Here is a 21,056-nt window from a genome sequence, read left to right on the forward strand (position 1 = left end):
GTGCCCGCGATGCTGATCGTTTGTCTTGCCGCCTTCGCCTGCCTCGCGCTGGCCATGGAGCGGCACCAGGAAACCGTGTTCGGCAGGGCGCTGGCCGCCGCGCCGACTCGCCTGCTGCGCTGGCTTGGCTGGCTCGGCCTGCTCGCCGGGCTGTGGCTGGCGGTGGCGGCGCGCGGCTGGGCGCTGGGGCTGGTGACCTACAGCGGGGTGACGAGCCTCGCCGCCGGAATCGTGATCGGGGCGCTGATCGTTCGCGAGCGGCGGGGCGCGGCGCGTTGAGTCGATCGCCGGCTCGTCGCGGGATTCATCCAATCAACAAGTCGATAAGAGAGAGGGCGCCATGAAGTGGCTGAAGTGGTTGTTCATCGAGTTCATCGTGCCGATCGCGATCATCATGGCGCTCAATCTCTTGGTCAATTTCGTGCTGACCTGGAGCGGCGTATACGGCAGCTACATCGAGGATGGCGGGACGAAAGCCATAATCAACAGCGTCGGTGGCGTGCTGCTGTACTACCTCGGCAAAACCGTCCACGACGTGCGGCGCGTTCGCCGCTGGCGGAATCGAGGCGATTCCGTCGACTGATTTCAGGGCCGGCGAGCCGCCCCTCTCAGCCCGCCTCGACGATCAATCCCGCCCGCACCGCGCGAATCCGCCGATCCACGAAATACCCGCCGCCTTCCACATAACGCAGCATCAGCCTCCCGCAATCGCGGCAGGCCCAGACATCGCACTGGTTGTACGGGAAGTAGCGCGGCGCGATCGGCGCCTCGGGCGACCAGTATTGCAGGCCGTCGGGCAGGTATTCGTCGTAGGACGGTTCCGCGCCGTCGTCGGCGCGCAAGGTGCCGACCTGCTCCAGCCGGCTCTCGTCGAGCGAGAGCGGCTGCGATTGCCAGCCCTCCAGCGGCGTCCGGCTGCAATCGCAGGCTGCCGCCTGCCGGGCTTCGGCGAGTTCGGCCAGGGCGCGCAGCGCCTTCGCGTCGAGGAGGGGATTCGTCATGAGCGGGCAGGGGATCGGGAGCGGAGCGCCAGTGTAGACGGATTCACCGCGCGGCGCGCTCGGGTCCCGGCGCTCGGCCCGAGCGAATCCCGAGCCGCCCTCAATCGCCGCCGAGCTGGCGGTCCATGCGCGTCATCGCCTCGCGCACCTCGCGCTGGAACTGCGCCAGCGCCTGCGCGGCCGGCGCCGGCGGCTGCAGGGCCGCCCACAGCACCTCGATCAACTGGTCGGCGGTGCGCTCGGTATCGAGCGTGCGCCGCCCCAGGATCGCATCCCACAGCACATGCTCGATCGGCCCGAACACCAGCGAGCGCAGCAGGCTCAGCGGCATGTCCTGGCGCACCTGGCCCGATTCGCGGCCGCGCGCCAGCACCTCCATCAGCGGCGCCGTGTAGCGGCGCTGCAGCTCGCCCAGCTCGTCGCCGAGCATCTGCTGCTTGGCGCGGCCCTCCGACAGCACCAGCGCGCACAAGCCCGTGCCGTTCACCAGCATCAGCCGCAAATGGGTGCGCACGATGAAGGCGAACTGCTCGCGCAGCGGCGCGCCGGCCGGCAGCCCGGCCTCGAAGGCGGCGATGTTCTCGTCGTACCAATCGGCGATCACGCGCGCGCACAGCTCGCGCTTGCCGCGGAAATAGCTGAACACGGTCGCCTCGGACACGCCCACGCGCTGCGCGATCTCGGCCGCCGTCGCGTGTTCATACCCCTTCTCGGCGAACACCTCCCGGCCGGCGCGCAGGATGTCCTGCACGCGCTGCTGCGACTTGCGGCCGGCGGGCGCGCGGCTGCCCTCGGCGCGATCGGGTCTGACGGGCGTATCGGTCATGGCGTGAACGGGCAAGAACGGAACGATGCCGCCGATGATAGCCGAGATTCCGATGAAATTTGAGTGACACTCAAAAAATCGTTGACGCGCCCTCGACGCCCGCGCGACACTATGCGCCATCAATCCACATCAAATGACCTGGTTCGATCGATCGACGTCCGGGAACAATTCTGAGCACAACTCAGATCGAGACACCCCACCGGATCGGCCGAACGCACTTTCTGGAATCGGAGGACACATGAGCAACCTGCCCGGCGTGCAATTCATGCTTGGAGAGGACATCGAGATGCTGCGCGACGCGGTGGCCGCGTTCGCCGCCAAGGAGATCGCCCCGCGCGCGGCCGAGATCGACCGCAGCGACCAGTTCCCGATGGACCTCTGGCGCAAGTTCGGCGAGCTCGGCGTGCTCGGCATGACGGTGAGCGAGGAATACGGCGGCACCGACCTCGGCTATACCGCCCACATGGTGGTGATGGAGGAGATCTCGCGCGCCTCGGCCTCGGTCGGCCTGTCCTACGGCGCCCATTCCAATCTCTGCGTCAACCAGATCAACCGCAACGGCAGCGAGGCGCAGAAGCGCCGCTACCTGCCCAAGCTGATCTCCGGCGAGCACATCGGCGCGCTGGCGATGAGCGAGCCGAACGCCGGCTCGGACGTGGTCAGCATGAAGCTGCGCGCCGACAAGCGCGGCGGCCACTACGTGCTGAACGGCACCAAGATGTGGATCACCAACGGCCCCGATTGCGACACCCTGGTGGTCTATGCCAAGACCGAGCCGGAGGCGGGTGCGCGCGGCATGACGGCCTTCATCGTCGAGAAGGGCATGAAGGGCTTCTCGGTGGCGCAGAAGCTCGACAAGCTCGGCATGCGCGGCTCGCACACGGGCGAGCTGGTGTTCCAGGACGTCGAGGTGCCCGAGGAGAACGTGCTGGGCGAGGTGGGCGGCGGCGTGAAGGTGCTGATGAGCGGCCTCGACTACGAGCGCGCGGTGCTGGCGGGCGGCCCGACCGGCATCATGGCGGCCTGCCTCGACGCGGTGGTGCCCTACATCCACGATCGCAAGCAGTTCGGCCAGTCGATCGGCGAGTTCCAACTGATCCAGGGCAAGGTGGCCGACATGTACACCAACTTCCAGGCCTGCCGCGCCTATCTGTACGCGGTCGGCCGCCATCTCGACGCGGCCGGCAGCGGCCATGTGCGCCAGGTCCGCAAGGACTGCGCCGGGGTGATCCTCTACACCGCCGAGCGCGCCACCTGGATGGCCGGCGAGGCGATCCAGATCCTCGGCGGCAACGGCTACATCAACGAATACCCGGTCGGCCGGCTGTGGCGCGACGCCAAGCTCTACGAGATCGGCGCCGGCACCAGCGAGATCCGCCGCATGCTGATCGGCCGCGAACTGTTCGCCGAAACGGCCTGAGCCCGCGCCACGGAGCCCACACGATGCCGATCCTCGAATCGAAACTGAACCCCCGCTCGGACGAATTCCGCGCCAACCAGGCCGCGCTCGACGCGCTGGTGGCCGACCTGCGCGACAAGGTCGAGCGGCTCGCCCAGGGCGGCGGCCAGGCCGCGCGTGACAAGCACGTGGCGCGCGGCAAGCTGCTGCCGCGCGAGCGCATCGCCTTGCTGCTCGATCCGGGCACGCCGTTCCTGGAGCTCTCGCAGCTGGCCGCCTACGGCATGTACAACGACGACGCGCCCGGCGCCGGCATCATCACCGGCATCGGCCGGATCGCCGGCCGGGAATGCGTGATCGTCTGCAACGACGCCACCGTGAAGGGCGGCACCTACTACCCGGTGACCGTCAAGAAGCACGTGCGCGCCCAGGAGATCGCGGCCGAGAACCGGCTGCCCTGCGTCTACCTGGTCGATTCGGGCGGCGCGAACCTGCCGAACCAGGACGAGGTGTTTCCCGATCGCGATCATTTCGGCCGGATCTTCTACAACCAGGCCAACCTGTCGGCGGCCGGCATCGCGCAGATCGCGGTGGTGATGGGCTCCTGCACGGCCGGCGGCGCCTACGTGCCGGCCATGAGCGACGAGTCGATCATCGTCAGGGAGCAGGGCACCATCTTCCTGGGCGGCCCGCCGCTGGTGAAGGCCGCCACCGGCGAGGAAGTCAGCGCCGAGGACCTGGGCGGCGGGGACGTGCACACGCGCCTGTCCGGCGTGGCCGACCATCTCGCGCAGAACGACGCGCACGCGCTGTCGATCGCGCGCTCGATCGTCGGCAACCTGGGCGGCAAGGCGCCGCCGCCGCTGGCCCTGGCCGAGCCGCTGCCGCCGCGCCACGACCCGGCCGAGCTGTCGGGCGTGATCCCCAGCGACACCCGCAAGCCCTTCGACATCCGCGAGGTGATCGCGCGCATCGTCGACGATTCGGCCTTCGACGAATTCAAGGCGCGCTACGGCACCACGCTGGTGACCGGCTTCGCCAGGATCTGGGGCCACCCGGTCGGGATCGTCGCCAACAACGGCATCCTGTTCTCGGAATCGGCGGTGAAGGGCGCCCACTTCATCGAGCTGTGCTGTCAGCGCAAGATCCCGCTGGTGTTCCTGCAGAACATCACCGGCTTCATGGTCGGCCGCAAGTACGAGAACGAAGGCATCGCGCGCCACGGCGCGAAGATGGTGACGGCCGTGGCCACCGCCAAGGTCCCCAAGTTCACGGTGATCATCGGCGGCTCGTTCGGCGCCGGCAACTACGGCATGTGCGGGCGCGCCTACTCGCCGCGCTTCCTGTGGATGTGGCCGAACGCGCGCATCTCGGTGATGGGCGGCGACCAGGCCGCCTCGGTGCTGGCCACGGTGCGCCGCGACGGCATCGAGTCGCGCGGCGGCAGTTGGTCGGCCGAGGAGGAAGCGGCCTTCAAGGCGCCGATCCGCGAGCAATACGAGCAGCAGGGCCACCCGTATTACGCCAGCGCGCGCCTGTGGGACGACGGCGTGATCGAGCCGGCGCAGACCCGCGACGTGCTCGCCCTGGGCCTGGCCGCCGCCATGAACGCGCCGATCGAGGACACGCGCTTCGGCGTGTTCCGCATGTAAGGAGGCAGGGATGCGATACGAGACGATCCGGATCACCGAGCAAGCGCGCATCGCGACGGTCACGCTGGCGCGGCCCGAGGTGCGCAACGCCTTCAACGAAACCATGATCGCCGAGCTGACGGCCGCCTTCGTCGAACTCGACGCGCAGGCGCAGGTGCGCGCCGTGGTGCTGGCCGCGGAAGGCCCGTCGTTCTGCGCCGGCGCCGACCTGAACTGGATGCGCCGGATGGCCGGCTACAGCGACGACGAGAACCGCGCCGACGCGCGGCTGCTGGCGCGCATGCTGGAGGCCGTGTATCGCTGCGGCAAGCCGGTGATCGCGCGCGTGCACGGCGACGCCTATGCCGGCGGGGTGGGCCTGGTCGCCGCCTGCGATATCGCCGTCGCGGCCGTGCCGGCGCGCTTCTGCCTGTCGGAGGCGCGGCTCGGGCTGATCCCGGCGACCATCGCGCCCTACGTGGTGCGCGCGCTCGGCGAACGCGCCTCGCGCCGCTACTTCACCACCGCCGAGGTGTTCGACAGCACGCGCGCCGCGCAACTCGGCCTGATCCACGAGGCCGTGCCGGCCGAGGCGCTCGACGCCACCATCGCGCAACTGGCCGAGACGCTGCGCAACAACGGGCCCGACGCGGTGCGCGCCTGCAAGCGGCTCGCGGCCGAGGTGGCCGGCCGCGCGCTCGACGACGCGCTGATCGAGCAGACCGCCGACTGGATCGCGGCCACCCGCGCCGGCGCCGAGGCGCGCGAGGGCATCGCGGCCTTCCTCGACAAGCGCTCGCCGTCCTGGCGCGAGTGAGCCGACCGAGCCGCGTGCGCCAAGGCGCTTCCGAACCCGATTACCGACATCCGACCACCATGTTCGACAAGATCCTGATCGCCAATCGCGGCGAAATCGCCTGCCGCGTGGCCGCGACCTGCCGCCGGCTCGGCATCGCGAGCGTCGCCGTCTATTCGGACGCCGACGCGCGGGCCAAGCACGTCGAGGCCTGCGACCAAGCCGTGCCGATCGGCGGCGCCGCGGCCGCCGACAGCTACCTGCGCTACGAGCGCATCATCGAGGCCGCGCGCGCCACCGGCGCGCAGGCGATCCATCCCGGCTACGGCTTCCTGTCCGAGAACGAGGACTTCGCCGAGGCCTGCGCGGCCGCCGGCATCGTCTTCATCGGGCCGCCGGTCGCGGCGATCGCGGCGATGGGCTCGAAGGCCGCCGCCAAGGCGCTGATGCACGAGGCCGGCGTGCCGCTGGTGCCCGGCTACCACGGCGACGACCAGGACCCGGCGCTGCTGCATCGCGAGGCCGACGCGATCGGCTACCCGGTGTTGCTCAAGGCCAGCGCCGGCGGCGGCGGCAAGGGCATGCGGGTGGTCGAGCGCTCGGCCGATTTCCCGGCCGCGCTCGCGTCCTGCCAGCGCGAGGCCGCCAGCAGCTTCGGCAACGACCGCGTGCTGATCGAGAAATACCTGCAGCGCCCGCGCCACGTCGAGGTGCAGGTGTTCGGCGACACGCTGGGCAATATCGTCTACCTGTTCGATCGCGACTGCTCGGTGCAGCGCCGCCACCAGAAGGTGCTCGAGGAGGCCCCGGCGCCGGGCCTGTCGGACGCGCAGCGGCGCGCGATGGGCGATGCGGCGGTGGCCGCCGCGCGCGCGGTGGGCTACGTGGGCGCCGGCACGGTCGAGTTCATCGTCACCGGCGAGCAGTTCTACTTCATGGAGATGAACACGCGCCTGCAGGTCGAGCACCCGGTCACCGAGATGATCAGCGGGCTGGACCTGGTCGAGTGGCAACTGCGCGCGGCTTCGGGCGAGCCGCTGCCGCTGCGCCAGGACGAATTGCGCGTCAACGGCCATGCCATCGAGGCGCGTCTCTACGCCGAGAATCCGGCGCGCGGCTTCCTGCCGTCGACGGGCACGCTGCGCCATCTGCGGCTGCCGCGAGGCGCGGAATTCACCATCGGCACCGCCGTGCGCGTCGACAGCGGCGTGCGCGAGGGCGATGCGATCACGCCGTTCTACGACCCGATGATCGCCAAGCTGATCGTGCACGGCGCCGACCGCGCCGAGGCGCTCAAGCGCATGGCGCGCGCGCTGCGCGACTGCGAGGCGGTCGGCCTGTCGACCAACGTGGACTTCCTGCAGCGGATCGTGGCCAGCGAGCCCTTCGCCACGGCCGATCTCGATACGGGGCTGATCGAGCGCAACCACGAGACCTTGTTCGCGGCCCGGCCGCTCGCGCCGGTGGCCGTGGCGCTGGCCTGCGCGGCGCTGCTGGCGCGCGAGGGGGCGACGGCGGCGGCAGCAGACAAGGGCAAGGGCGGAATCGGCAGCATGACCGCGCAGGCGGCCTCGCCCTGGGGCGCGCTGGGCAACTGGCGCCTCAACGGCGACTATCGCCGCCAGCTCGACTGGCAGTTGCCCGAGCGCGACACGGCGCTGGCGGTTCGCTACGAACACGGCGCGCGCGGCGGCGCATCGCTCGCGATCGGCGAGGACGAAGCCCTGGCGTTCAGCTGGGCGGCCGGCGCCACGCCGCTCGACCTGGTGGTGACGATCGGCGGCGAACGCGGCGCGGGCCGCGTGGTGGCGGACCGCGACAACTTCCACGTATTCGTCGACGGCACGGCCGAAAGCTTCGTCTGGGAGAACCCGCTGGCGCACGCCGGCGATGCCGAGCACGGCGGCGGCAGGCTGACCGCGCCGATGCCGGGCAAGGTGATCGCGGTATTGGTGGAAGCCGGGCAGAAGGTCGAGGCCGGCGCGCCGCTGATCGTGATGGAGGCGATGAAGATGGAGCACACCATCGGCGCGCCCAGCGCCGGCGTGGTGGCCGAGGTGCTGTATGCCGTCGGCGACCAGGTGGCCGACGGAGCGCAGTTGATCACGCTGGACACCGCGGCCTGATCGAGGGTCGCCATCGCGTGTAGGGAAGGCGGGACGCAGCGATGCGTCTCGCCTTTTTCGTTGCGGCGGGGCCTCAATGCCCGCGATACAGCGCGCGCAACTCGGCGGCCGAAACGGCCGGCCGCGCCCCCGATTCCGACGTGCCGCGGGTTTCGCTGCCCATGCCGTCCATGTCCTCGGCGGCGGCCACGCGTGCCTGCGCCGCCTGGAGGGCTTCGGGGTAATGATTCTTGTCGCCGTTCGGGCTGAAGCCGGCCTTCTCGAGCTGGACCAGCTCGGCGATGACCTGGGCGCGGGTGAGGGACGAGCCCGGTTGCGCGGCGAAGGCGATGGCCGGCGCGGCGACGAGGGCGGCCAGCAGGAGGTTGGCGACAGGGTTCTTCATGATCCGGATTCCTGAGTAAGAAGACGATGGATTGGCTGGTGAGGTGATGCCTGGCGCCGCGCTCAGCGCAGCGAACGGAAGCTCGTGCGCAGTTCGCCGGCCAGCGCCAGCGGCTGCTCCCAGGCCGCGAAATGGCCGCCCTTGGGCATGCGCTGGTAATGGATCAGCTTCGGATAGGCCTGCTCGGCCCAACTGCGCGGCGCCGCGTAGATCTCGTCCGGGAACACGCTGACGGCCACCGGAATCGCGACATGCTTGGGCTCGAAGAAGTTGAGCTTGTTCTCCCAGTAGAGCCGCGCCGAGGACACGCCGGTGCGCGTCAGCCAGTACAGCGTGATGTTGTCGAGGATGTCGTCCTGCGTCAGGCCCTCCTGCGCGCCCTGGAACACGCGCGCGATCAACGCCTGGCTGGCCGCGTCGTGGTCGAGGATCCAGGCCGCCAGCCCGATCGGCGAATCCTCGATGCCGTACAGCGTCTGCGGGCGATTGGCCATTTCCTGCGCATAACCGAGCCCGTGCCGGTAGAAGCTGTCGAGCTGTTCATAGGCATGCCGTTCCTCGGCCGAGAGGCCCGCCGGTGCCGGCTTGCCGTCCTTGAGCGCCTGGGCGATGCCGTCCGGCACGGTGGCGGGCATGTTGGTATGGATGCCGAGCAGCCCCGGCGGCGCGAGCCGGGCCATCTGCTCGGTCACCGCATTGCCCCAGTCGCCGCCTTGCGCCACGTAGCGCGTGTAGCCGAGCCGCTGCATCAGCATCACCCAGGCGCGCGCGATCCGCACCGGGTCCCAGCCCGTCGCGCTCGGCTTGCCCGAGAAGCCGTAGCCGGGCAGCGAGGGGATCACCAGGTCGAAGGCGTCGTCGGCGCTGCCGCCGTGGGCGGTCGGATCGGTCAGCGGGCCGATGATCTTCAACTGCTCGATGATCGAGCCGGGCCAGCCATGCGTGACGATCATCGGCAGCGCGCCGCGATGCTTCGAGCGCACGTGGATGAAGTGGATGTCCAGGCCGTCGATCCCGGTCACGAATTGCGGCAGCGCGTTCAGGCGCGCCTCCATGCGGCGCCAGTCGTAACCGCCGGCCCAGCGCTTCGCGAGCGCCTGCATGGTGGCGAGCTGCACGCCCTGCGAGGCGTCGTCGACGGTCTCGCGCTCGGGCCACTGGGTGTCGCGCACGCGGCGGCGCAGTTCAGTGAGCCGGGCTTCGGGGACGTGGATGCGCAGCGGGCGGATCGCCTCGGGCTTGCCGCCCGCGGCCGGTGCCGCGTCGGCGATCGAGGCGGCGGCCGGATCGGTATCGGCGAAGGCCAGCCGGCTCAGCGAACCGGCGGTGAGCGTGGCGGCGGCGACGCCGATGAAACGGCGGCGGGCAGGGATCGAATGGTCTTGTGGCATGGCGGGCTCCTGTCGTGCCGGCGGGGGGGGCCGGTCGGTGGTGAGGCGGTAACGAGGCTGGCGCGGCGGCGGGTGCCGGCACGCATCGATGCACGGATTCGAATGCGCCGGCGACCTGGCCTTGCCTGCGTCGTCGATTTGAATCGCATGCGATGTGATCGAGTGCGTCGCATTCTAATCAAGTGGCTCGTCATGTCAAGCGGTTGCGACTGAATCGCATCCGATATTTATCGCGATGATTTCGACTGAGGATTGGCGGTGGATTCGCCCGGTTCCAGGGCCGGCCGCCGCCGGGCAGGGCGGTGGAACGTATCGAGCGCGCCTTGCGCGGCACGGGCCGATGCGGGCGGGACAGCGCCGATCGGCCCATCGCGCGCAAAAATGTGGCGCCCCGGCCTCACCGGGCCCGGCCAGCGGTCGGAAGCGGGGCGCCGCTGCGCTATGATCACGCCTTTTGATCGCGCCGCCCGGCGCGAGCGCTTTTCCGACTTCCCGATGAAACGACGACTGTCCGCGGCTGCGCTGCGCCCATTCCCGCGTCCGCGCGCCTTGCAACGGCAACTGGGCCTCGGCCTGACCGTGATGGCCGCGCATGCCGCCGCCGCGCCCGCCGACACGCCCGTGCCGGCACCGGTTCCGGCTTCCGAGGCGCGTGCCGGCAAGGACACCGAGCCGGCCGTGCGCGTGCTGCCGACGGTCGACGTTTCCGGCTCGGCCAATGCCGGCTGGCGGGCCCGCAGCGCCTCGGTGACGGGCCGCGACGACGCCTCGATCCTCGATACGCCGGCCTCGGTCACGGTGGTGAGCGCCGCGCGGATCGCCGACCAGCAGGCCAGGACGCTGGCCGACGTGCTGCGCAACGACGCCTCGATCAATGCCGACTACACGCCGGTCGGCTATTACGGCAACTTCACGATCCGCGGCTTCCCGCTCGATCCGGCCAGCGCGATCCGGCTGGACGGCCTGACGCTGTCCGGCGAGCAGAACGTGGCGCTCGAGAACAAGCAGCGCGTCGAGATCCTGAAGGGGCTGGCCGCGATCGACAGCGGCGTGCTATCGCCGGGCGGCATCGTCAACTTCGTCAGCAAGCGCCCGGAAAACGTCTCGAGCGTGACGGCCGGCGTCGACAGCCGCGGCTCGACCTCGGCCGCGGTCGACCTGGGGCGCCGCTTCGGCCCCGACAAGCAATTCGGCTTCCGTATCAACGCGGCGAAGGAGAACCTCCATTCCTACGTCGACGACGCCAACGGCCGCCGCTCCTTCGCCTCGCTCGCGGCCGACTGGAACATCACGCCGCGCGCCAGCCTGCAGGTGAACGCCGAGTTCCAGCAATGGATCCAGCGCTCCGTGTCGGGCTACCAGTTGCTGGGCGGCACGGTGGTGCCGCCGGCCGCCTCGGCCTCCAAGCTGCTCGGCGTGCAGCCCTGGGCCAAGCCGGTCACCACCGACGCGCTCAACCTCAACGCGCGCTTCGACTACGCCTTCAACGACGACTGGCGCGCCTACGTCACCGGCGGTCGCAGCCGCACCATGATCGACGACAACGTGGCCTTCGCCTATGGCTGCGCCTACGTGCCGAGCTGCGGCGCCGGCGGCACCTCGCCGTTCTTCTTCGCCTCGAACGGCGATTTCGACGTCTACGACTACCGCAGCCCCGGCGAATACCGCCGCAACGACGAGGTGCGCGCGGCGCTGGCCGGCAAGTTCAGCACCGGCGCGCTGCGCCACGACGTGCTGTTCGGCGTGGGCGCGCTGCATCGCGTGGTGCGCCTGTCCACCTCGGTCTACGACTATGTCGGCAGCGAAAACATCTACGGCCCGGACCTGAGCTTCGATCCCTCGCCGAACAGCGCGAGCCAGTCGTATCCGCAGCTCGACGCCTGGCAGGTCTCGCTGTTCGCCTCCGACAAGATCAGCCTCGGCGATCACTGGCAAGTGCTGGCGGGCGGCCGGCAGGTGCTGCTGCGCCAGCGCGCCTGGACCAGCCAGGACGGCGAGCCGACCCGCACCGACCGCAGCAAGTTCCTGCCGCAACTGGCTCTGGTCTACAAGCCGGTGGCGCCGCTGACCTTCTACGGCTCCTACAGCAAGGACCTGTCGCTGGGCGACCAGGCGCCGGTGCGCGCCAGCAACGCCTACGCCTTCCTGCCGCCGCTCGAATCGAACGCCTACGAAGTGGGCGCGAAATACGACTGGGCCAACCGCCTGACGCTGACGGCCGCCGCCTTCACCATCAGCAAGCCCTTCGAGTTCGCCCAGCCCGATTCGACGGACGCCGGCTACACCTTCGTGCAGCGCGGCCGCGAGCGCCACGACGGCATCGAGCTCGGCGCCTCGGGCCGCCTGACCGAGCGGCTGTCGCTGAACGCCACGCTCGCGGCGATCCGCGCCCGCGCGTACGATTCCGGAACGCCCGCCTACGAGGGCCACCAGGTGATCAACGTGCCGGCACTGCGCGCCACCCTGAACGCCGATTACGCGGTGCCGGGCCTGCCCGGTTTCGACCTGCTCGGCGGTCTCGAGTACAGCGCCAGCCGCACCGCCAACGAGGAGGGCAGCGCGCGCGTGCCGGGCTGGATCGTGGTGAACGCCGGCGCGCGCTACAGCACCAAGCTCGGCGGGCACCGCGTCACCGCGCGGCTGTGGGTCGACAACCTGTTCAACCGCTATTACTGGCGCGATGCCGGCGAACTGCAGGGCGACGCCTACCTGTTCATCGGCGCGCCGCGCACGGCACGCTTCTCGGTCACCTACGATTTCTGACCCGGCACGGAGCCCCGGCCTTATGTCACCTCTCGAAATAGCCGGCGTGGTGGTCAGCGCGCTCGCGATCTGGCTGACCGCGCGGCGCCATCTGCTGTGCTGGCCGGTCGGGCTCGCTTCGGTCGCCTTGTACGCCTGGATCTTCCTCGATGCCAAGCTCTATTCGGACATGCTGCTGCAGGGCGCCTTCGCGGCGCTGCAGCTGTATGGCTGGTATCGCTGGCTGGCGCAGCGGCGGCTCGATGCCGGCCGCGTGGCGGGCGCCGATGCCGCGCACGTGGTGCCGGAGCGCGGCGTCGGCTGGCGCCGCGTGGCGCCCGACCTGCTCGCGGCGGTGCTGCTGAGCGCCTTGCTGGGCGGCGCGATGGCGCGCTGGACCGATGCCTCGCTGCCCTATGTCGACGCCACGCTGACTGCCTTCAGCCTGGTCGCGCAGTACTGGACCGCGCGCCGCTACATCGCCTCGTGGCAGCTGTGGTGCGTGGTCGACGTGATCTACGTGGGCATGTTCGTCTACAAGGCGCTGTACCTGACGGCCGGCCTGTATGCGCTGTTCGTGGTGCTGGCCGCGATCGGCTGGCGCGACTGGGCGCGTGCGCTGGCGCGCGCCGAGGCCGAGACCGAGACCGAGACAATCGCGCCGCGTCTCGACGCCGGCGGGCGCGCATGAACGCGATGCCGTCAGCCGGGGCCGCGCGATGAGCGCCGATTCCCGTTCCCGATCCGGGCCGCCGACGCAGCCAGGCCCGCCGCCCGCGCCGCTCGCCGGCGTCGAGCCGGGCGATGCGAGCGCGCCGCCGCAGTTCACCGTCGACGGCGAGAGCACCGAGCGCGACTGGCCGCTGATCACGCGTGACGAGGTGGCCGCGCTGCTGGCGGGTTATCCGCGCCTCGGACCGGTGGCGAGACTCGCCTGGCACAGCCCGCGGCCGTTCTCGGCCGCCGTGCTGGCCGGCATGGCCGACGGCGGCGAGGTATTCGTCAAGCGCCATCACGCCAGCATCCGCGACGTGGCCGGGCTCGAGGAAGAGCATCGCTTCATCGCCCACCTGCGCGGGCAGGGCCTGCCGGTGGCCGAGGTGCTGGCCGATGCGCGGGGCAGCACGGCGACGCGGCGCGGCGACTGGACCTACGAGGTGCATGCGGCCTCGCCGGGCGTGGATGTCTATCGCGGCGTGATGTCGTGGAAACCGTTCCTGCATGCCTCGCACGCGGTGGCGGCCGGGCGCATGCTGGCCACCCTGCATCGCGCCTCGGCCGGCTTCGACGCGCCGGCGCGTCGGCCCAAGCCGCTGCTGTCGAGCTTCCGGGTGCTGGGCGAGCCCGACCTGGGCGCCGCGCTCGACGCCTGGGTGGCCGCCCAGCCGCGCCTGGCGCGCGCCCTGGGCGGGCGCGACTGGCACGGCGACGTGTTGCGCGAGATCGGCCCCTTCCATCGCGAACTGGTGCCCTTGCTCGATACGCTGGCGCCGCTCTGGACCCATGGCGACTGGCATGCCTCGAACCTGCTGTGGCGCGGCGAGGGCGCCGAGGCGACGGTGGCCACCGTGCTCGACTTCGGCCTTGCCGACCGCACTTGCGCGGTGCTCGACATCGCCACCGCGATCGAGCGCAACCTGGTCGACTGGCTAGCGCCCGAGGCGACGCGGCGCGTCGAATACGAGCATCTGCATGCCTTGCTGGATGGATATGAATCGGTGCTGCCGCTGTCGGATGCGGCCTATCGCGCGCTGGCCGCGCTGCTGCCCATCGTCCATACCGAGTTCGCGCTGTCCGAAGTCGAGTACTTCAACGGCATCCTCGCCTCGCCGGCCGGTACCGAAGCCGCCTACGACACCTACCTGATCGGCCATGCGCGCTGGTTCGCCGGGCCGCAAGGGCAGCGCCTGCTGGGCGTGCTGCGCTCGCGGCGGCCGCGCGCCTGAAGGCCGGCCGGAGTCGGCCCGCGTCCGAACCCGAGCCTGCCGGCCGGGTTCGCGCCGCTAATGCGCCGCTCCGGTATCTCCCAAGCGTTCCACCACCAGTTCCACGAAGCGGCTCAGGCGCGGCTGGCGCCGCATGTCGCGGTGATAACCGAGCCAGGTCTCGCGGCTGGGCGGCGCCTCGCCGAGATCGAGCCGCACGAGGCCCGGCGTGGCCTCGCCGAGGGGGATCGGCAGCACCGCCAGGCCCACGCCCAGCGCGCAGAGCCGCGCCTGCGTCTCGCGGCTGTTGCTGCGCGCGGCCACCGCCGCCTCGGGCAGGCGCCGCTGGATCCAGCCCACGTCGGGCATCGCGCCGAACGCGGTATCCATCAGCACCAGCCGGCAGCCGCGACCGCGCGCGGGCAGCTCGGCCGGCGCCCCGGCCGCGGCGTAGACGGCATAGGCGGTGCTCAGCAGGCGGCGGCTCACCACGTCGGGCTCGACGAAGGGCGCGATCCGCATCACGCAGTCGGCCTCGCGATGCGGCAGGCTGTAGAGCCGCGGATCGGCCAGCAGCTCGACCGTCACGCCCGGGTGCCGCGCCGTGTATTCGGCGATCACCGGCGCGAGACGCAGCGAGCCGAACCAGTCCGAGCAGGACACGCGCAGCAGGCCCGAGAGCTGCATCTGCGCGCCCGACAACTCACGCAGCGCCGCCAGCGCCTCGATCTCCATGCGCTCCGCATGCACCAGCAGCGCCTGGCCTTCGTCGGTGGGAATGAAACCGTGCTGGGTGCGCTGGAACAGCCGCTGGCCGAGCTGCTGCTCGAGCGCCTTGAGCCGGCGGCCCATGGTCGGCTGGGTCTGCCCGAGCCGGCGCGCGGCGGCGCCCAGGCTGCCCTCGCGGGCAATCGCGAGGAATACGCGCACGTCGCTCCAGTCGATGTCTCCCATCGCCTTCCATCCATTCATTTATGCATGAGCAAGATGCGATCTTAGCGAGTTCTCATGCGTAATTGTTGTTGATAGAGTGGCGTCCAGATACCGAACCTGCCCAGGAGAACGACGATGAACCCCAATCCCAAGACCATGCGCGCCTGGATCGTGGACGCGCCCGACGCGCCGTTTCGCGAGATCGAGCTGCCGATTCCCGAGCCGCGCGCCGGCGAGGTGCTGGTACGGGTCGAGGCGAGCGGCGTCAACCCGCTCGACACCAAGATCCGCGCCGGCAGCGCCGCCCATGCGCGCCATCCCTTGCCGGCCGTGCTCGGCATCGACCTGGCCGGCAGCGTCGAGCGCGTCGGCGAGGGCGTGAGCGGCTTCGCGCCCGGCGACGCGGTCTGGGGCGCGGCCGGCGGCGTGGGCGGGATCAGCGGCAGCATGGCGCAATGGGTGGCCGTCGACGCACGGCTGCTGGCGCGCCAGCCGGCGGGCCTGTCGATGCGCGAGGCGGCCGCGCTGCCGCTGGCCGCGATCACTGCCTGGGAAGGGCTGGTGGACAACGCCCGGGTGCAGGCCGGAGAGAACGTGCTGGTGATCGGCGCGGCCGGCGGCGTCGGGCATGTGGCGACGCAACTGGCGCTGGCGCGCGGCGCCCGGGTGTTCGGGGTCGCGAGCGAGCGCGATGCCGGCTACCTGCGCTCGCTGGGCGCGCACTTCGTCGACCGGGCCGCCGCGGTCGAGGCCTGGGTGGCCGAGCACACCGGCGGACGCGGTTTCGACGTGGTCTACGACAGCGTCGGCGCGCTCGACGCCGCCTTCCAGGCGGTGCGGCCGTTCGGCCGCGTGACCAGCGCGCTCGGCTGGGGGACCGTGTCGCTCGCGCCGCTGTCGTTCCGCTCGGCGCAGTACGCGGGGGTATTCACGCTGCGGCCGCTGCTGACGGGGCAGGGCCGCGAGGCGCATGGCCGGATCCTGATGGAGACCGCGGCGCTGGTCGAGGCGGGACGACTCGCGCCGCGGCTCGAACCGCGCCGCTTCGCGATCGGCCAGGCCGATGCCGCCCACGCGCTGGTGCGCGAGGGCCAGGCGCGCGGCAAGGTGGTGCTGGAGCTCGGCTGAGCCGCCGGCACGCCGTGTAATCCGCGATAAGACAAGGCGCTGCATCGATCCGGAATAAAGCCCAGCCGCCGCCGTCTTTCCATCGCCACGGGAGCAAGTCTGCCGTGGCGAGCCGTGCTTGCGGCGATTGTGCCGGCAAACACCGACACAACAGGCCGCCCGGCCGCTTGCCGTTTGGCTAGGGCCGGGCCGGATCGGCGTCCAGCGTCACGAGGCTCGACTGCTGGGCGGCCGGCAGCCAGAAGGCCAGCCGCGCGCGGAGTTCCGCCTCGCTGCCGCCGGTGCGGCGCGCCGCGGCGCGGGCGCAATCGGCCAGCGAGGCCGGCCCGTTTGCGGCTCGACGCAGCGCGTGGAACTGCCAATCGGCCAGCCGCTCCATCGACACCCGAAACCGGTGGCGACGGATCGCGACGCGGTCGATCTCGAACTCGGGCGCTTCCGCCGGGCGTTCGCCCCGCAGCCAGGGACGCAGGCTGTCGGCGCGATGCCGCAGCGCGATCAGCCGGGTGGTGGCGGGCAGGGCGAGCTGCCAGCCCGCGCCGGCCAGCAGCGAGAGCGGCTCGGCCGGCGCGGCCGGCTCGCGCTGTTCCAGGCCCGCGGCGCGGCCGCTTTCGGCGATGGCCCGCTCCAGCGTCGCCAGCGCCAGCGCGAAGCTCTGCATGGCCGGGCGCGGCCCGTTCGCCATGCGGCGCTGCGAGCGCAGCAGGAAGGCCGGGAACTCGGCGCCCAGCGTGTGCAGCGTCGGCGAGCGCGAGGGATGCCGGTTCAGGTAGGCGCGCGCGAAGAAGCGAAACAGCGAGGGGCCCAGCAGACGCAGCAGGGCCGGGAATTCCGCCTCGAGGCAAGCGATCAGGCGCATCCAGTAGCCGTCCGCGTAGACCGCCAGCCGCGCGCGCGGGTCGATGCCGGCGGGCGTGGCGATCACGCGCTCGATGCCGACGCCATGCAGCGCCCGGGCCTGCGCGAGCCCGGCGCCGAGCCCGCCGGGATGCGTGGTGGCGGCCTGCATCCAGTGCTGGATCGCGGGCAGGTCGAGCTCGCCGGTCAACTCGGCGGCCAGCGGGGCGTCATCCATCGATCGCCTCCGGGACGAGATAGTGGAGCGGGGTGGAGAGCGCCATTTCGCTCGTCTCCACGGTTTGCGGCGCCGCGTCGGCAAGCGCTGCCGTTGCCTCGCCGCGGGCCGCGCGCCGCGCCTTGTCGAGCTCGGCCAGCAGGCCCTCGTAGTCGGGCAGGTTCGCGTCCCATTCGAGCAGGGTCGAGACGCCGCCCGTCAATTGCTGCGCCAGGCGATACAGATCCCAGACGCCGGGCGGCACCGGCTGGTCGTGCGTGTCGACCAGGCAGTCGCCGCATCGCGTGTGGCCGGCCAGGTGCAGTTGCACGATGTGCTCGGGCGGCAGCGCGCGCAGGTAGGCCTCGGCATCGAAGCCGTGATTGAAGGCGCTGACGAAGACATTGTTGACGTCGAGCAGCAGCCCGCAGCCGGTGCGTTCGGCCAGCCGCGCCAGGAATTCGCATTCGGGCATCGTCGAGGCCTGGAACTGCACGTAGCTCGACGGATTCTCGAGCACCAGCGCGCGCCCCAGCACCTGCTGCACGGCATCGACGCGCGCGGCGACGTGCTCGAGCGAGGCCGGGTCGAGCGGCAGCGGCAGCAGGTCGTGCGAATTGTGCGAGCCCAGGCCGGTCCAGCATAGATGATCGGAAACCCAGGCCGCGCGCAGCTCCTCCATCAGGCGCCGCAGCTGGCCCAGGTAGGCCGTGTCGAGCGGCGCGTCCGAGCCGATCGACAGGGACACGCCGTGCATCACGATCGGCACCTCGGCGGCGATCCGGTCGAGCATCGCGCGCTGGTAGCCGGCGTCCTCGAAGTAGTTTTCGGAAATGATCTCGAACCAGTCGACGCGCGGGCCGTCGGCGAGGATCGCCGGCAGGTGCTGCGCACGCAGCCCGACGCCGAAGCCGAGATCGGGCAGGCCCAGGCGGGGCGGCCGCCCCGGCCCGGACGCGGCGCTCGCCGCATCCCGGCCCGAGGGCAGCGCCCGCGGGCCGCGGCCGTCGGGAGTGACGGTGACGGACATGCGAGGCTCCGATCAGGTCGACGGCGGCAGGGCGATGCGCAGCGTGGTCGGCAAGGGCTTGGCCGGCGCCGGCTGGCCCGGGTTGCGATGCGCCCAGACCTTCTCCAGCGCGCCCCAGGCGACGTCGTAGACCGAATCGCCGACCGCGAAGTCGAGCGTGACGATCACGGTCGCGTCGCCCTCGGTGCTGGTGAGCGGCTCGGGCGTGCCGTCGGCCTTGAAGTCGAACAACTGCATGGTGCCGCTGCTCGGGTAGAGCTGCGAGGCCGAGATCGGCACCGCGCAGCCGCCGAAGCCATTGCAGCGGTTGTCGGCCGGCGCGCTGTACAGCGTGGGCGCCCCGCAGCCGCCCTTGCCGGAAGCCATGGTCGAGGGATGGCCGCAACTGCCCGCCGAGCCGGCCGATTGCGAGCAATTGCCGCCGCCGTTGACCGACTGGACGAAGCCGCATCCGCCTTGCGTGGCGCAATGGTTCGAGCCCTTGCAGCTGTGATAGACCGCCTGCGCCGCGCAATCGCCGCCGGAGCCGTCGAGCGCGAGCGACTGGCAGGCATGCATCAGGGCCTCGCCCTGGGTGCCGGTGCCCGACGCGGCGCTCGCCTCGCGCAGGCTCGGCGCGCTGCCGTACACGGCCCAGTACAGCGCCATCCGGTCGCCCGAGCCGACCATCGACGGGAACGGGAACGGGACCGTGGTGTCGCCCCAGGAGCTCGACAGCACCGTGGTGATGCCGGCCAGCGCGCCCTGCACCACGTTGTCGAGCGTGGCGCTCGGCATGCCGGTCTTCAGCTCGTTGAGCGCCGTGGCGACCGCCTCGGGCGTGGGGATGTTGGTGGGCGCCTTGGCCGGATCGTAGTCGGCCGTGGTCAGCATCGAGGCCGACCAGCTATTGCCGGCCTGGTGCCAGTGCTGCCAGGTCCGCAGGCTGCCGAGCTGCTCGGCGATCTTGTGGAAGCGCTCGAAGTGGTTGAGCGTGCCGTTCGGCACGCGCGCCGTGGCGTCGTCGCTATGCGGCTCCCGCGCGCCGGTATCGCTGTAGGACGGGTAGTCGGCTTCCAGGGCCGGCTGGCTCGGCTGGAACTGCACCAGCACGTTGGCGTTGGCCGCGGCCAGCGCCATGCGCCGCTGGTTGGCGCGCTGCTGGACCTTGCCGATGAAGGCCTGGATGGTGTCCCAGTCGATGCCGCCTTCGCCCTGGTCGCAGATGGCCCACATCATCAGCATCGCCTGGATGTGGGCGTCGAGCGCGCCCGTGAAGGTGATCTGCGACGGCATGGCGGGATACTCGGCCATCGGGTGGCCCGAGCTCTTGCTGTTGAACAGGTCGCGCTGGCCGAGCGCGCCCGCGAAGCACTTCTCCCACAGCGTCTGGCCGTCGGTATAGGCGATGTTGGTGTATTGCAGCAGGCAGTAGTACATCCAGCCGATGGTGCCGAACATCGGCAGGTCGACTTCGGTGCTCTGCGCGGTCCAGCCGTCGAACGGGACGGTCGGGAAATAGCCGGTCGAGGGCTTGATGCTGGCCAGCGCGGTGGCGTGATCCTGCTCGATGATCTCGAACAGCGCCGTCTGCGAGGGCGTCAGCGCGGTGAGGTCGACCGCGGCGGGAACCGGGTTCACCGGGTTCGGCTTGAGGTCCCTGAGATCGATGATGTGCGGGATCACCGTCTTGTCCGGGCCGTAGCAGATCCAGTTGTATTGCTCGTCCTGCAGGGCCGGGCTGTTGAAGTTCGGCTTGACGCCGAGCGCCGAGCACAGGTTGGCCGCCATCTGCAGGTGCAGCATCTCGTCGATGAACACCGAGAACAGCAGGTTGTAGGCGGTCTGGTTCGCCAGCTCGACGGGCGGTGCCGCCGGGATCTGGCCGATCGAGCGGCCCGGCCAGACGCGTCCCTGGTAGTAGGAGATGTCCTTGGCGTTGATCGCATGCGTGCCCTGGATCGACTTCATCGCGCACATGTAGATCGGGACGGTGAACAGCTCGACGTTCACCGCCGCCTGGACCAGCGCGCGCAGGGCGGCCTGGTCGGCGGCGAGATGGGACAGGTCGCGATCGCTGATGAGGGGCGGGTTCTGGGGAATGCTGCCTGAAACGTGCACCGGCGTATCCATACAGGCCTCGATGGGGGACATGTCCATGCTTTCCCGAATACGGAAAAGACGGACTGCATTTTTTGAAATCTTCCGGCCGGCAGGCCATATTGGCCGACTTCACCCGTGCTCGATCCGGAAGCTTGTTTTCGATTCGACGAAATCATGCCGCGGGCGCGCATTCGCGATGAATGCGCCGGCAGCTTAAAATCCCGGAAAATCGATTGCCGATCGGCTGGTTTACTGGCTGGTGGTCTCCGTCCAGCGCGATGGCAAGCGCAAGACTACAGCAGAAAATATCAATTTGTGTGACATTTTTACGGTGGCTGGTTTTAACAGGATGCTTATCGGGTATTTATCCTGCTGCCTATTGAATTGCGAATGACTTAATCGGCATGGCAGGCCCGCTGTCGATTCGGGTTGTCCATGAGGCGACGCCGAAGACTTCCCGTTCCGTGCCTGCGCGATGACCCCGCCGCGCATCGGCGTGCCGGGTCTCACGTCGGCGAGTTGCGCGGCCCGCCCTGTTTACCGAGCTTCACGAAACAACCGGAATATCCGCCCGCCTGAAAACAATAAAACAAGCCGTTTGACAAGG

At 70.4% G+C, this 21,056-nt stretch carries 18 protein-coding genes; 10 read left to right on the top strand and 8 right to left on the bottom strand.

What is annotated here, in order from left to right:
• The first annotated feature begins 9 nt into the window (after positions 1-9).
• The gene (locus FB600_RS00635; RefSeq protein WP_409995280.1) at positions 10-279 is read left to right on the top strand and encodes a DUF3325 family protein; all 270 of its coding nucleotides are present in this window, start codon (positions 10-12) and stop codon (positions 277-279) included.
• 61 nt (positions 280-340) lie between these two features.
• Positions 341-583: a hypothetical protein gene (locus FB600_RS00640; RefSeq protein ID WP_046582762.1), complete on the top strand. Its 243-nt coding sequence runs from the start codon at positions 341-343 to the stop codon at positions 581-583.
• Between the two features lie 25 nt (positions 584-608).
• On the opposite strand, the gene FB600_RS00645 is transcribed toward FB600_RS00640, so the two are convergent.
• Positions 609-1,001 (bottom strand): hypothetical protein, encoded by a 393-nt coding sequence (locus FB600_RS00645; RefSeq protein ID WP_098182942.1) that lies wholly within the window; start codon positions 999-1,001, stop codon positions 609-611.
• A gap of 100 nt (positions 1,002-1,101) precedes the next feature.
• Positions 1,102-1,827 carry a TetR/AcrR family transcriptional regulator gene (locus FB600_RS00650; protein WP_013690310.1) on the bottom strand — a complete coding sequence of 242 codons (726 nt, stop codon included), beginning with the start codon at positions 1,825-1,827 and terminating at the stop codon, positions 1,102-1,104.
• A gap of 238 nt (positions 1,828-2,065) precedes the next feature.
• Here FB600_RS00650 and FB600_RS00655 point away from each other — a divergent pair, with 238 nt between their 5' ends.
• From FB600_RS00655 to FB600_RS00670, 4 genes are read left to right on the top strand one after another with little or no spacing between them, the layout of a single operon-like run.
• Positions 2,066-3,247 (top strand): isovaleryl-CoA dehydrogenase, encoded by a 1,182-nt coding sequence (locus FB600_RS00655; protein WP_098152363.1) that lies wholly within the window; start codon positions 2,066-2,068, stop codon positions 3,245-3,247.
• A 23-nt stretch (positions 3,248-3,270) separates the two neighbouring features.
• The gene (locus tag FB600_RS00660; RefSeq protein ID WP_145756051.1) at positions 3,271-4,878 is read left to right on the top strand and encodes a carboxyl transferase domain-containing protein; all 1,608 of its coding nucleotides are present in this window, start codon (positions 3,271-3,273) and stop codon (positions 4,876-4,878) included.
• 10 nt (positions 4,879-4,888) lie between these two features.
• Complete coding sequence (locus tag FB600_RS00665; protein ID WP_103692122.1) at positions 4,889-5,674, top strand: enoyl-CoA hydratase/isomerase family protein; 786 nt, start codon at positions 4,889-4,891, stop codon at positions 5,672-5,674.
• Positions 5,675-5,733: 59 nt separating this feature from the next.
• Entirely contained in the window at positions 5,734-7,779 is a 2,046-nt protein-coding gene (locus FB600_RS00670) for an acetyl/propionyl/methylcrotonyl-CoA carboxylase subunit alpha (RefSeq protein ID WP_145756052.1), read from the top strand.
• Positions 7,780-7,852: 73 nt separating this feature from the next.
• Here FB600_RS00670 and FB600_RS00675 read toward each other — a convergent pair whose 3' ends face one another.
• Together FB600_RS00675 and FB600_RS00680 are read right to left on the bottom strand one after the other, a co-directional pair.
• Positions 7,853-8,164, bottom strand: a complete 312-nt coding sequence (locus FB600_RS00675) for a DUF4148 domain-containing protein (RefSeq protein ID WP_096751148.1) — start codon at positions 8,162-8,164, stop codon at positions 7,853-7,855.
• 62 nt (positions 8,165-8,226) lie between these two features.
• Positions 8,227-9,555, bottom strand: a complete 1,329-nt coding sequence (locus FB600_RS00680; protein ID WP_145756053.1) for an epoxide hydrolase family protein — start codon at positions 9,553-9,555, stop codon at positions 8,227-8,229.
• 582 nt (positions 9,556-10,137) lie between these two features.
• On the opposite strand from FB600_RS00680, the gene FB600_RS00685 reads away from it, so the two are divergent.
• The 3 genes from FB600_RS00685 to FB600_RS00695 are packed head-to-tail and all read left to right on the top strand — an operon-like array spanning position 10,138 to position 14,243.
• Complete coding sequence (locus FB600_RS00685; protein WP_261383323.1) at positions 10,138-12,318, top strand: TonB-dependent siderophore receptor; 2,181 nt, start codon at positions 10,138-10,140, stop codon at positions 12,316-12,318.
• A gap of 22 nt (positions 12,319-12,340) precedes the next feature.
• Positions 12,341-12,988: a nicotinamide riboside transporter PnuC gene (gene pnuC / locus FB600_RS00690; RefSeq protein WP_145756055.1), complete on the top strand. Its 648-nt coding sequence runs from the start codon at positions 12,341-12,343 to the stop codon at positions 12,986-12,988.
• A 28-nt stretch (positions 12,989-13,016) separates the two neighbouring features.
• Positions 13,017-14,243 carry a phosphotransferase enzyme family protein gene (locus tag FB600_RS00695; RefSeq protein ID WP_145756056.1) on the top strand — a complete coding sequence of 409 codons (1,227 nt, stop codon included), beginning with the start codon at positions 13,017-13,019 and terminating at the stop codon, positions 14,241-14,243.
• Positions 14,244-14,300: 57 nt separating this feature from the next.
• On the opposite strand, the gene FB600_RS00700 is transcribed toward FB600_RS00695, so the two are convergent.
• On the bottom strand, positions 14,301-15,176 hold the full coding sequence (locus FB600_RS00700; RefSeq protein ID WP_186015855.1) for a LysR family transcriptional regulator: 876 nt from the start codon (positions 15,174-15,176) through the stop codon (positions 14,301-14,303).
• Positions 15,177-15,290: 114 nt separating this feature from the next.
• On the opposite strand from FB600_RS00700, the gene FB600_RS00705 reads away from it, so the two are divergent.
• Positions 15,291-16,283: a zinc-dependent alcohol dehydrogenase family protein gene (locus tag FB600_RS00705; RefSeq protein ID WP_145756057.1), complete on the top strand. Its 993-nt coding sequence runs from the start codon at positions 15,291-15,293 to the stop codon at positions 16,281-16,283.
• 178 nt (positions 16,284-16,461) lie between these two features.
• Here FB600_RS00705 and FB600_RS00710 read toward each other — a convergent pair whose 3' ends face one another.
• Genes FB600_RS00710 through FB600_RS00720 form a run of 3 tightly spaced genes read right to left on the bottom strand, consistent with a single transcriptional unit; the run spans position 16,462 to position 20,500 of the window.
• Positions 16,462-17,358 carry a DNA-binding domain-containing protein gene (locus FB600_RS00710; protein ID WP_098152375.1) on the bottom strand — a complete coding sequence of 299 codons (897 nt, stop codon included), beginning with the start codon at positions 17,356-17,358 and terminating at the stop codon, positions 16,462-16,464.
• A complete protein-coding gene (locus FB600_RS00715) occupies positions 17,351-18,367 on the bottom strand; it encodes a DUF692 domain-containing protein (RefSeq protein ID WP_098182949.1) in 1,017 nt (338 codons plus the stop codon). The genes FB600_RS00710 and FB600_RS00715 overlap by 8 nt, the downstream gene beginning before the upstream one ends.
• Positions 18,368-18,379: 12 nt before the next feature.
• On the bottom strand, positions 18,380-20,500 hold the full coding sequence (locus tag FB600_RS00720) for a ferritin-like protein (RefSeq protein WP_261383281.1): 2,121 nt from the start codon (positions 20,498-20,500) through the stop codon (positions 18,380-18,382).
• Positions 20,501-21,056 lie beyond the last annotated feature (556 nt).

The organism is Burkholderia sp. SJZ089, from assembly GCF_007828315.1.
Taxonomy (GTDB): Bacteria; Pseudomonadota; Gammaproteobacteria; order Burkholderiales; family Burkholderiaceae; genus Burkholderia; species Burkholderia gladioli.

What these genes read in the sequence shown, in the direction of transcription:
- FB600_RS00650 (WP_013690310.1), bottom strand. Translation starts at nt 1,827, where the DNA reads ATGACCGATACGCCCGTCAGACCCGATCGCGCCGAGGGCAGCCGCGCG.
- FB600_RS00655 (WP_098152363.1), top strand. Translation starts at nt 2,066, where the DNA reads ATGAGCAACCTGCCCGGCGTGCAATTCATGCTTGGAGAGGACATCGAG.
- pnuC (WP_145756055.1), top strand. Translation starts at nt 12,341, where the DNA reads ATGTCACCTCTCGAAATAGCCGGCGTGGTGGTCAGCGCGCTCGCGATC.
- FB600_RS00710 (WP_098152375.1), bottom strand. Translation starts at nt 17,358, where the DNA reads ATGGATGACGCCCCGCTGGCCGCCGAGTTGACCGGCGAGCTCGACCTG.
- FB600_RS00700 (WP_186015855.1), bottom strand. Translation starts at nt 15,176, where the DNA reads ATGGGAGACATCGACTGGAGCGACGTGCGCGTATTCCTCGCGATTGCC.
- FB600_RS00680 (WP_145756053.1), bottom strand. Translation starts at nt 9,555, where the DNA reads ATGCCACAAGACCATTCGATCCCTGCCCGCCGCCGTTTCATCGGCGTC.
- FB600_RS00670 (WP_145756052.1), top strand. Translation starts at nt 5,734, where the DNA reads ATGTTCGACAAGATCCTGATCGCCAATCGCGGCGAAATCGCCTGCCGC.
- FB600_RS00635 (WP_409995280.1), top strand. Translation starts at nt 10, where the DNA reads ATGCTGATCGTTTGTCTTGCCGCCTTCGCCTGCCTCGCGCTGGCCATG.
- FB600_RS00640 (WP_046582762.1), top strand. Translation starts at nt 341, where the DNA reads ATGAAGTGGCTGAAGTGGTTGTTCATCGAGTTCATCGTGCCGATCGCG.
- FB600_RS00720 (WP_261383281.1), bottom strand. Translation starts at nt 20,500, where the DNA reads ATGTCCCCCATCGAGGCCTGTATGGATACGCCGGTGCACGTTTCAGGC.
- FB600_RS00715 (WP_098182949.1), bottom strand. Translation starts at nt 18,367, where the DNA reads ATGTCCGTCACCGTCACTCCCGACGGCCGCGGCCCGCGGGCGCTGCCC.
- FB600_RS00695 (WP_145756056.1), top strand. Translation starts at nt 13,017, where the DNA reads ATGAGCGCCGATTCCCGTTCCCGATCCGGGCCGCCGACGCAGCCAGGC.
- FB600_RS00665 (WP_103692122.1), top strand. Translation starts at nt 4,889, where the DNA reads ATGCGATACGAGACGATCCGGATCACCGAGCAAGCGCGCATCGCGACG.
- FB600_RS00685 (WP_261383323.1), top strand. Translation starts at nt 10,138, where the DNA reads ATGGCCGCGCATGCCGCCGCCGCGCCCGCCGACACGCCCGTGCCGGCA.
- FB600_RS00705 (WP_145756057.1), top strand. Translation starts at nt 15,291, where the DNA reads ATGAACCCCAATCCCAAGACCATGCGCGCCTGGATCGTGGACGCGCCC.
- FB600_RS00645 (WP_098182942.1), bottom strand. Translation starts at nt 1,001, where the DNA reads ATGACGAATCCCCTCCTCGACGCGAAGGCGCTGCGCGCCCTGGCCGAA.
- FB600_RS00660 (WP_145756051.1), top strand. Translation starts at nt 3,271, where the DNA reads ATGCCGATCCTCGAATCGAAACTGAACCCCCGCTCGGACGAATTCCGC.
- FB600_RS00675 (WP_096751148.1), bottom strand. Translation starts at nt 8,164, where the DNA reads ATGAAGAACCCTGTCGCCAACCTCCTGCTGGCCGCCCTCGTCGCCGCG.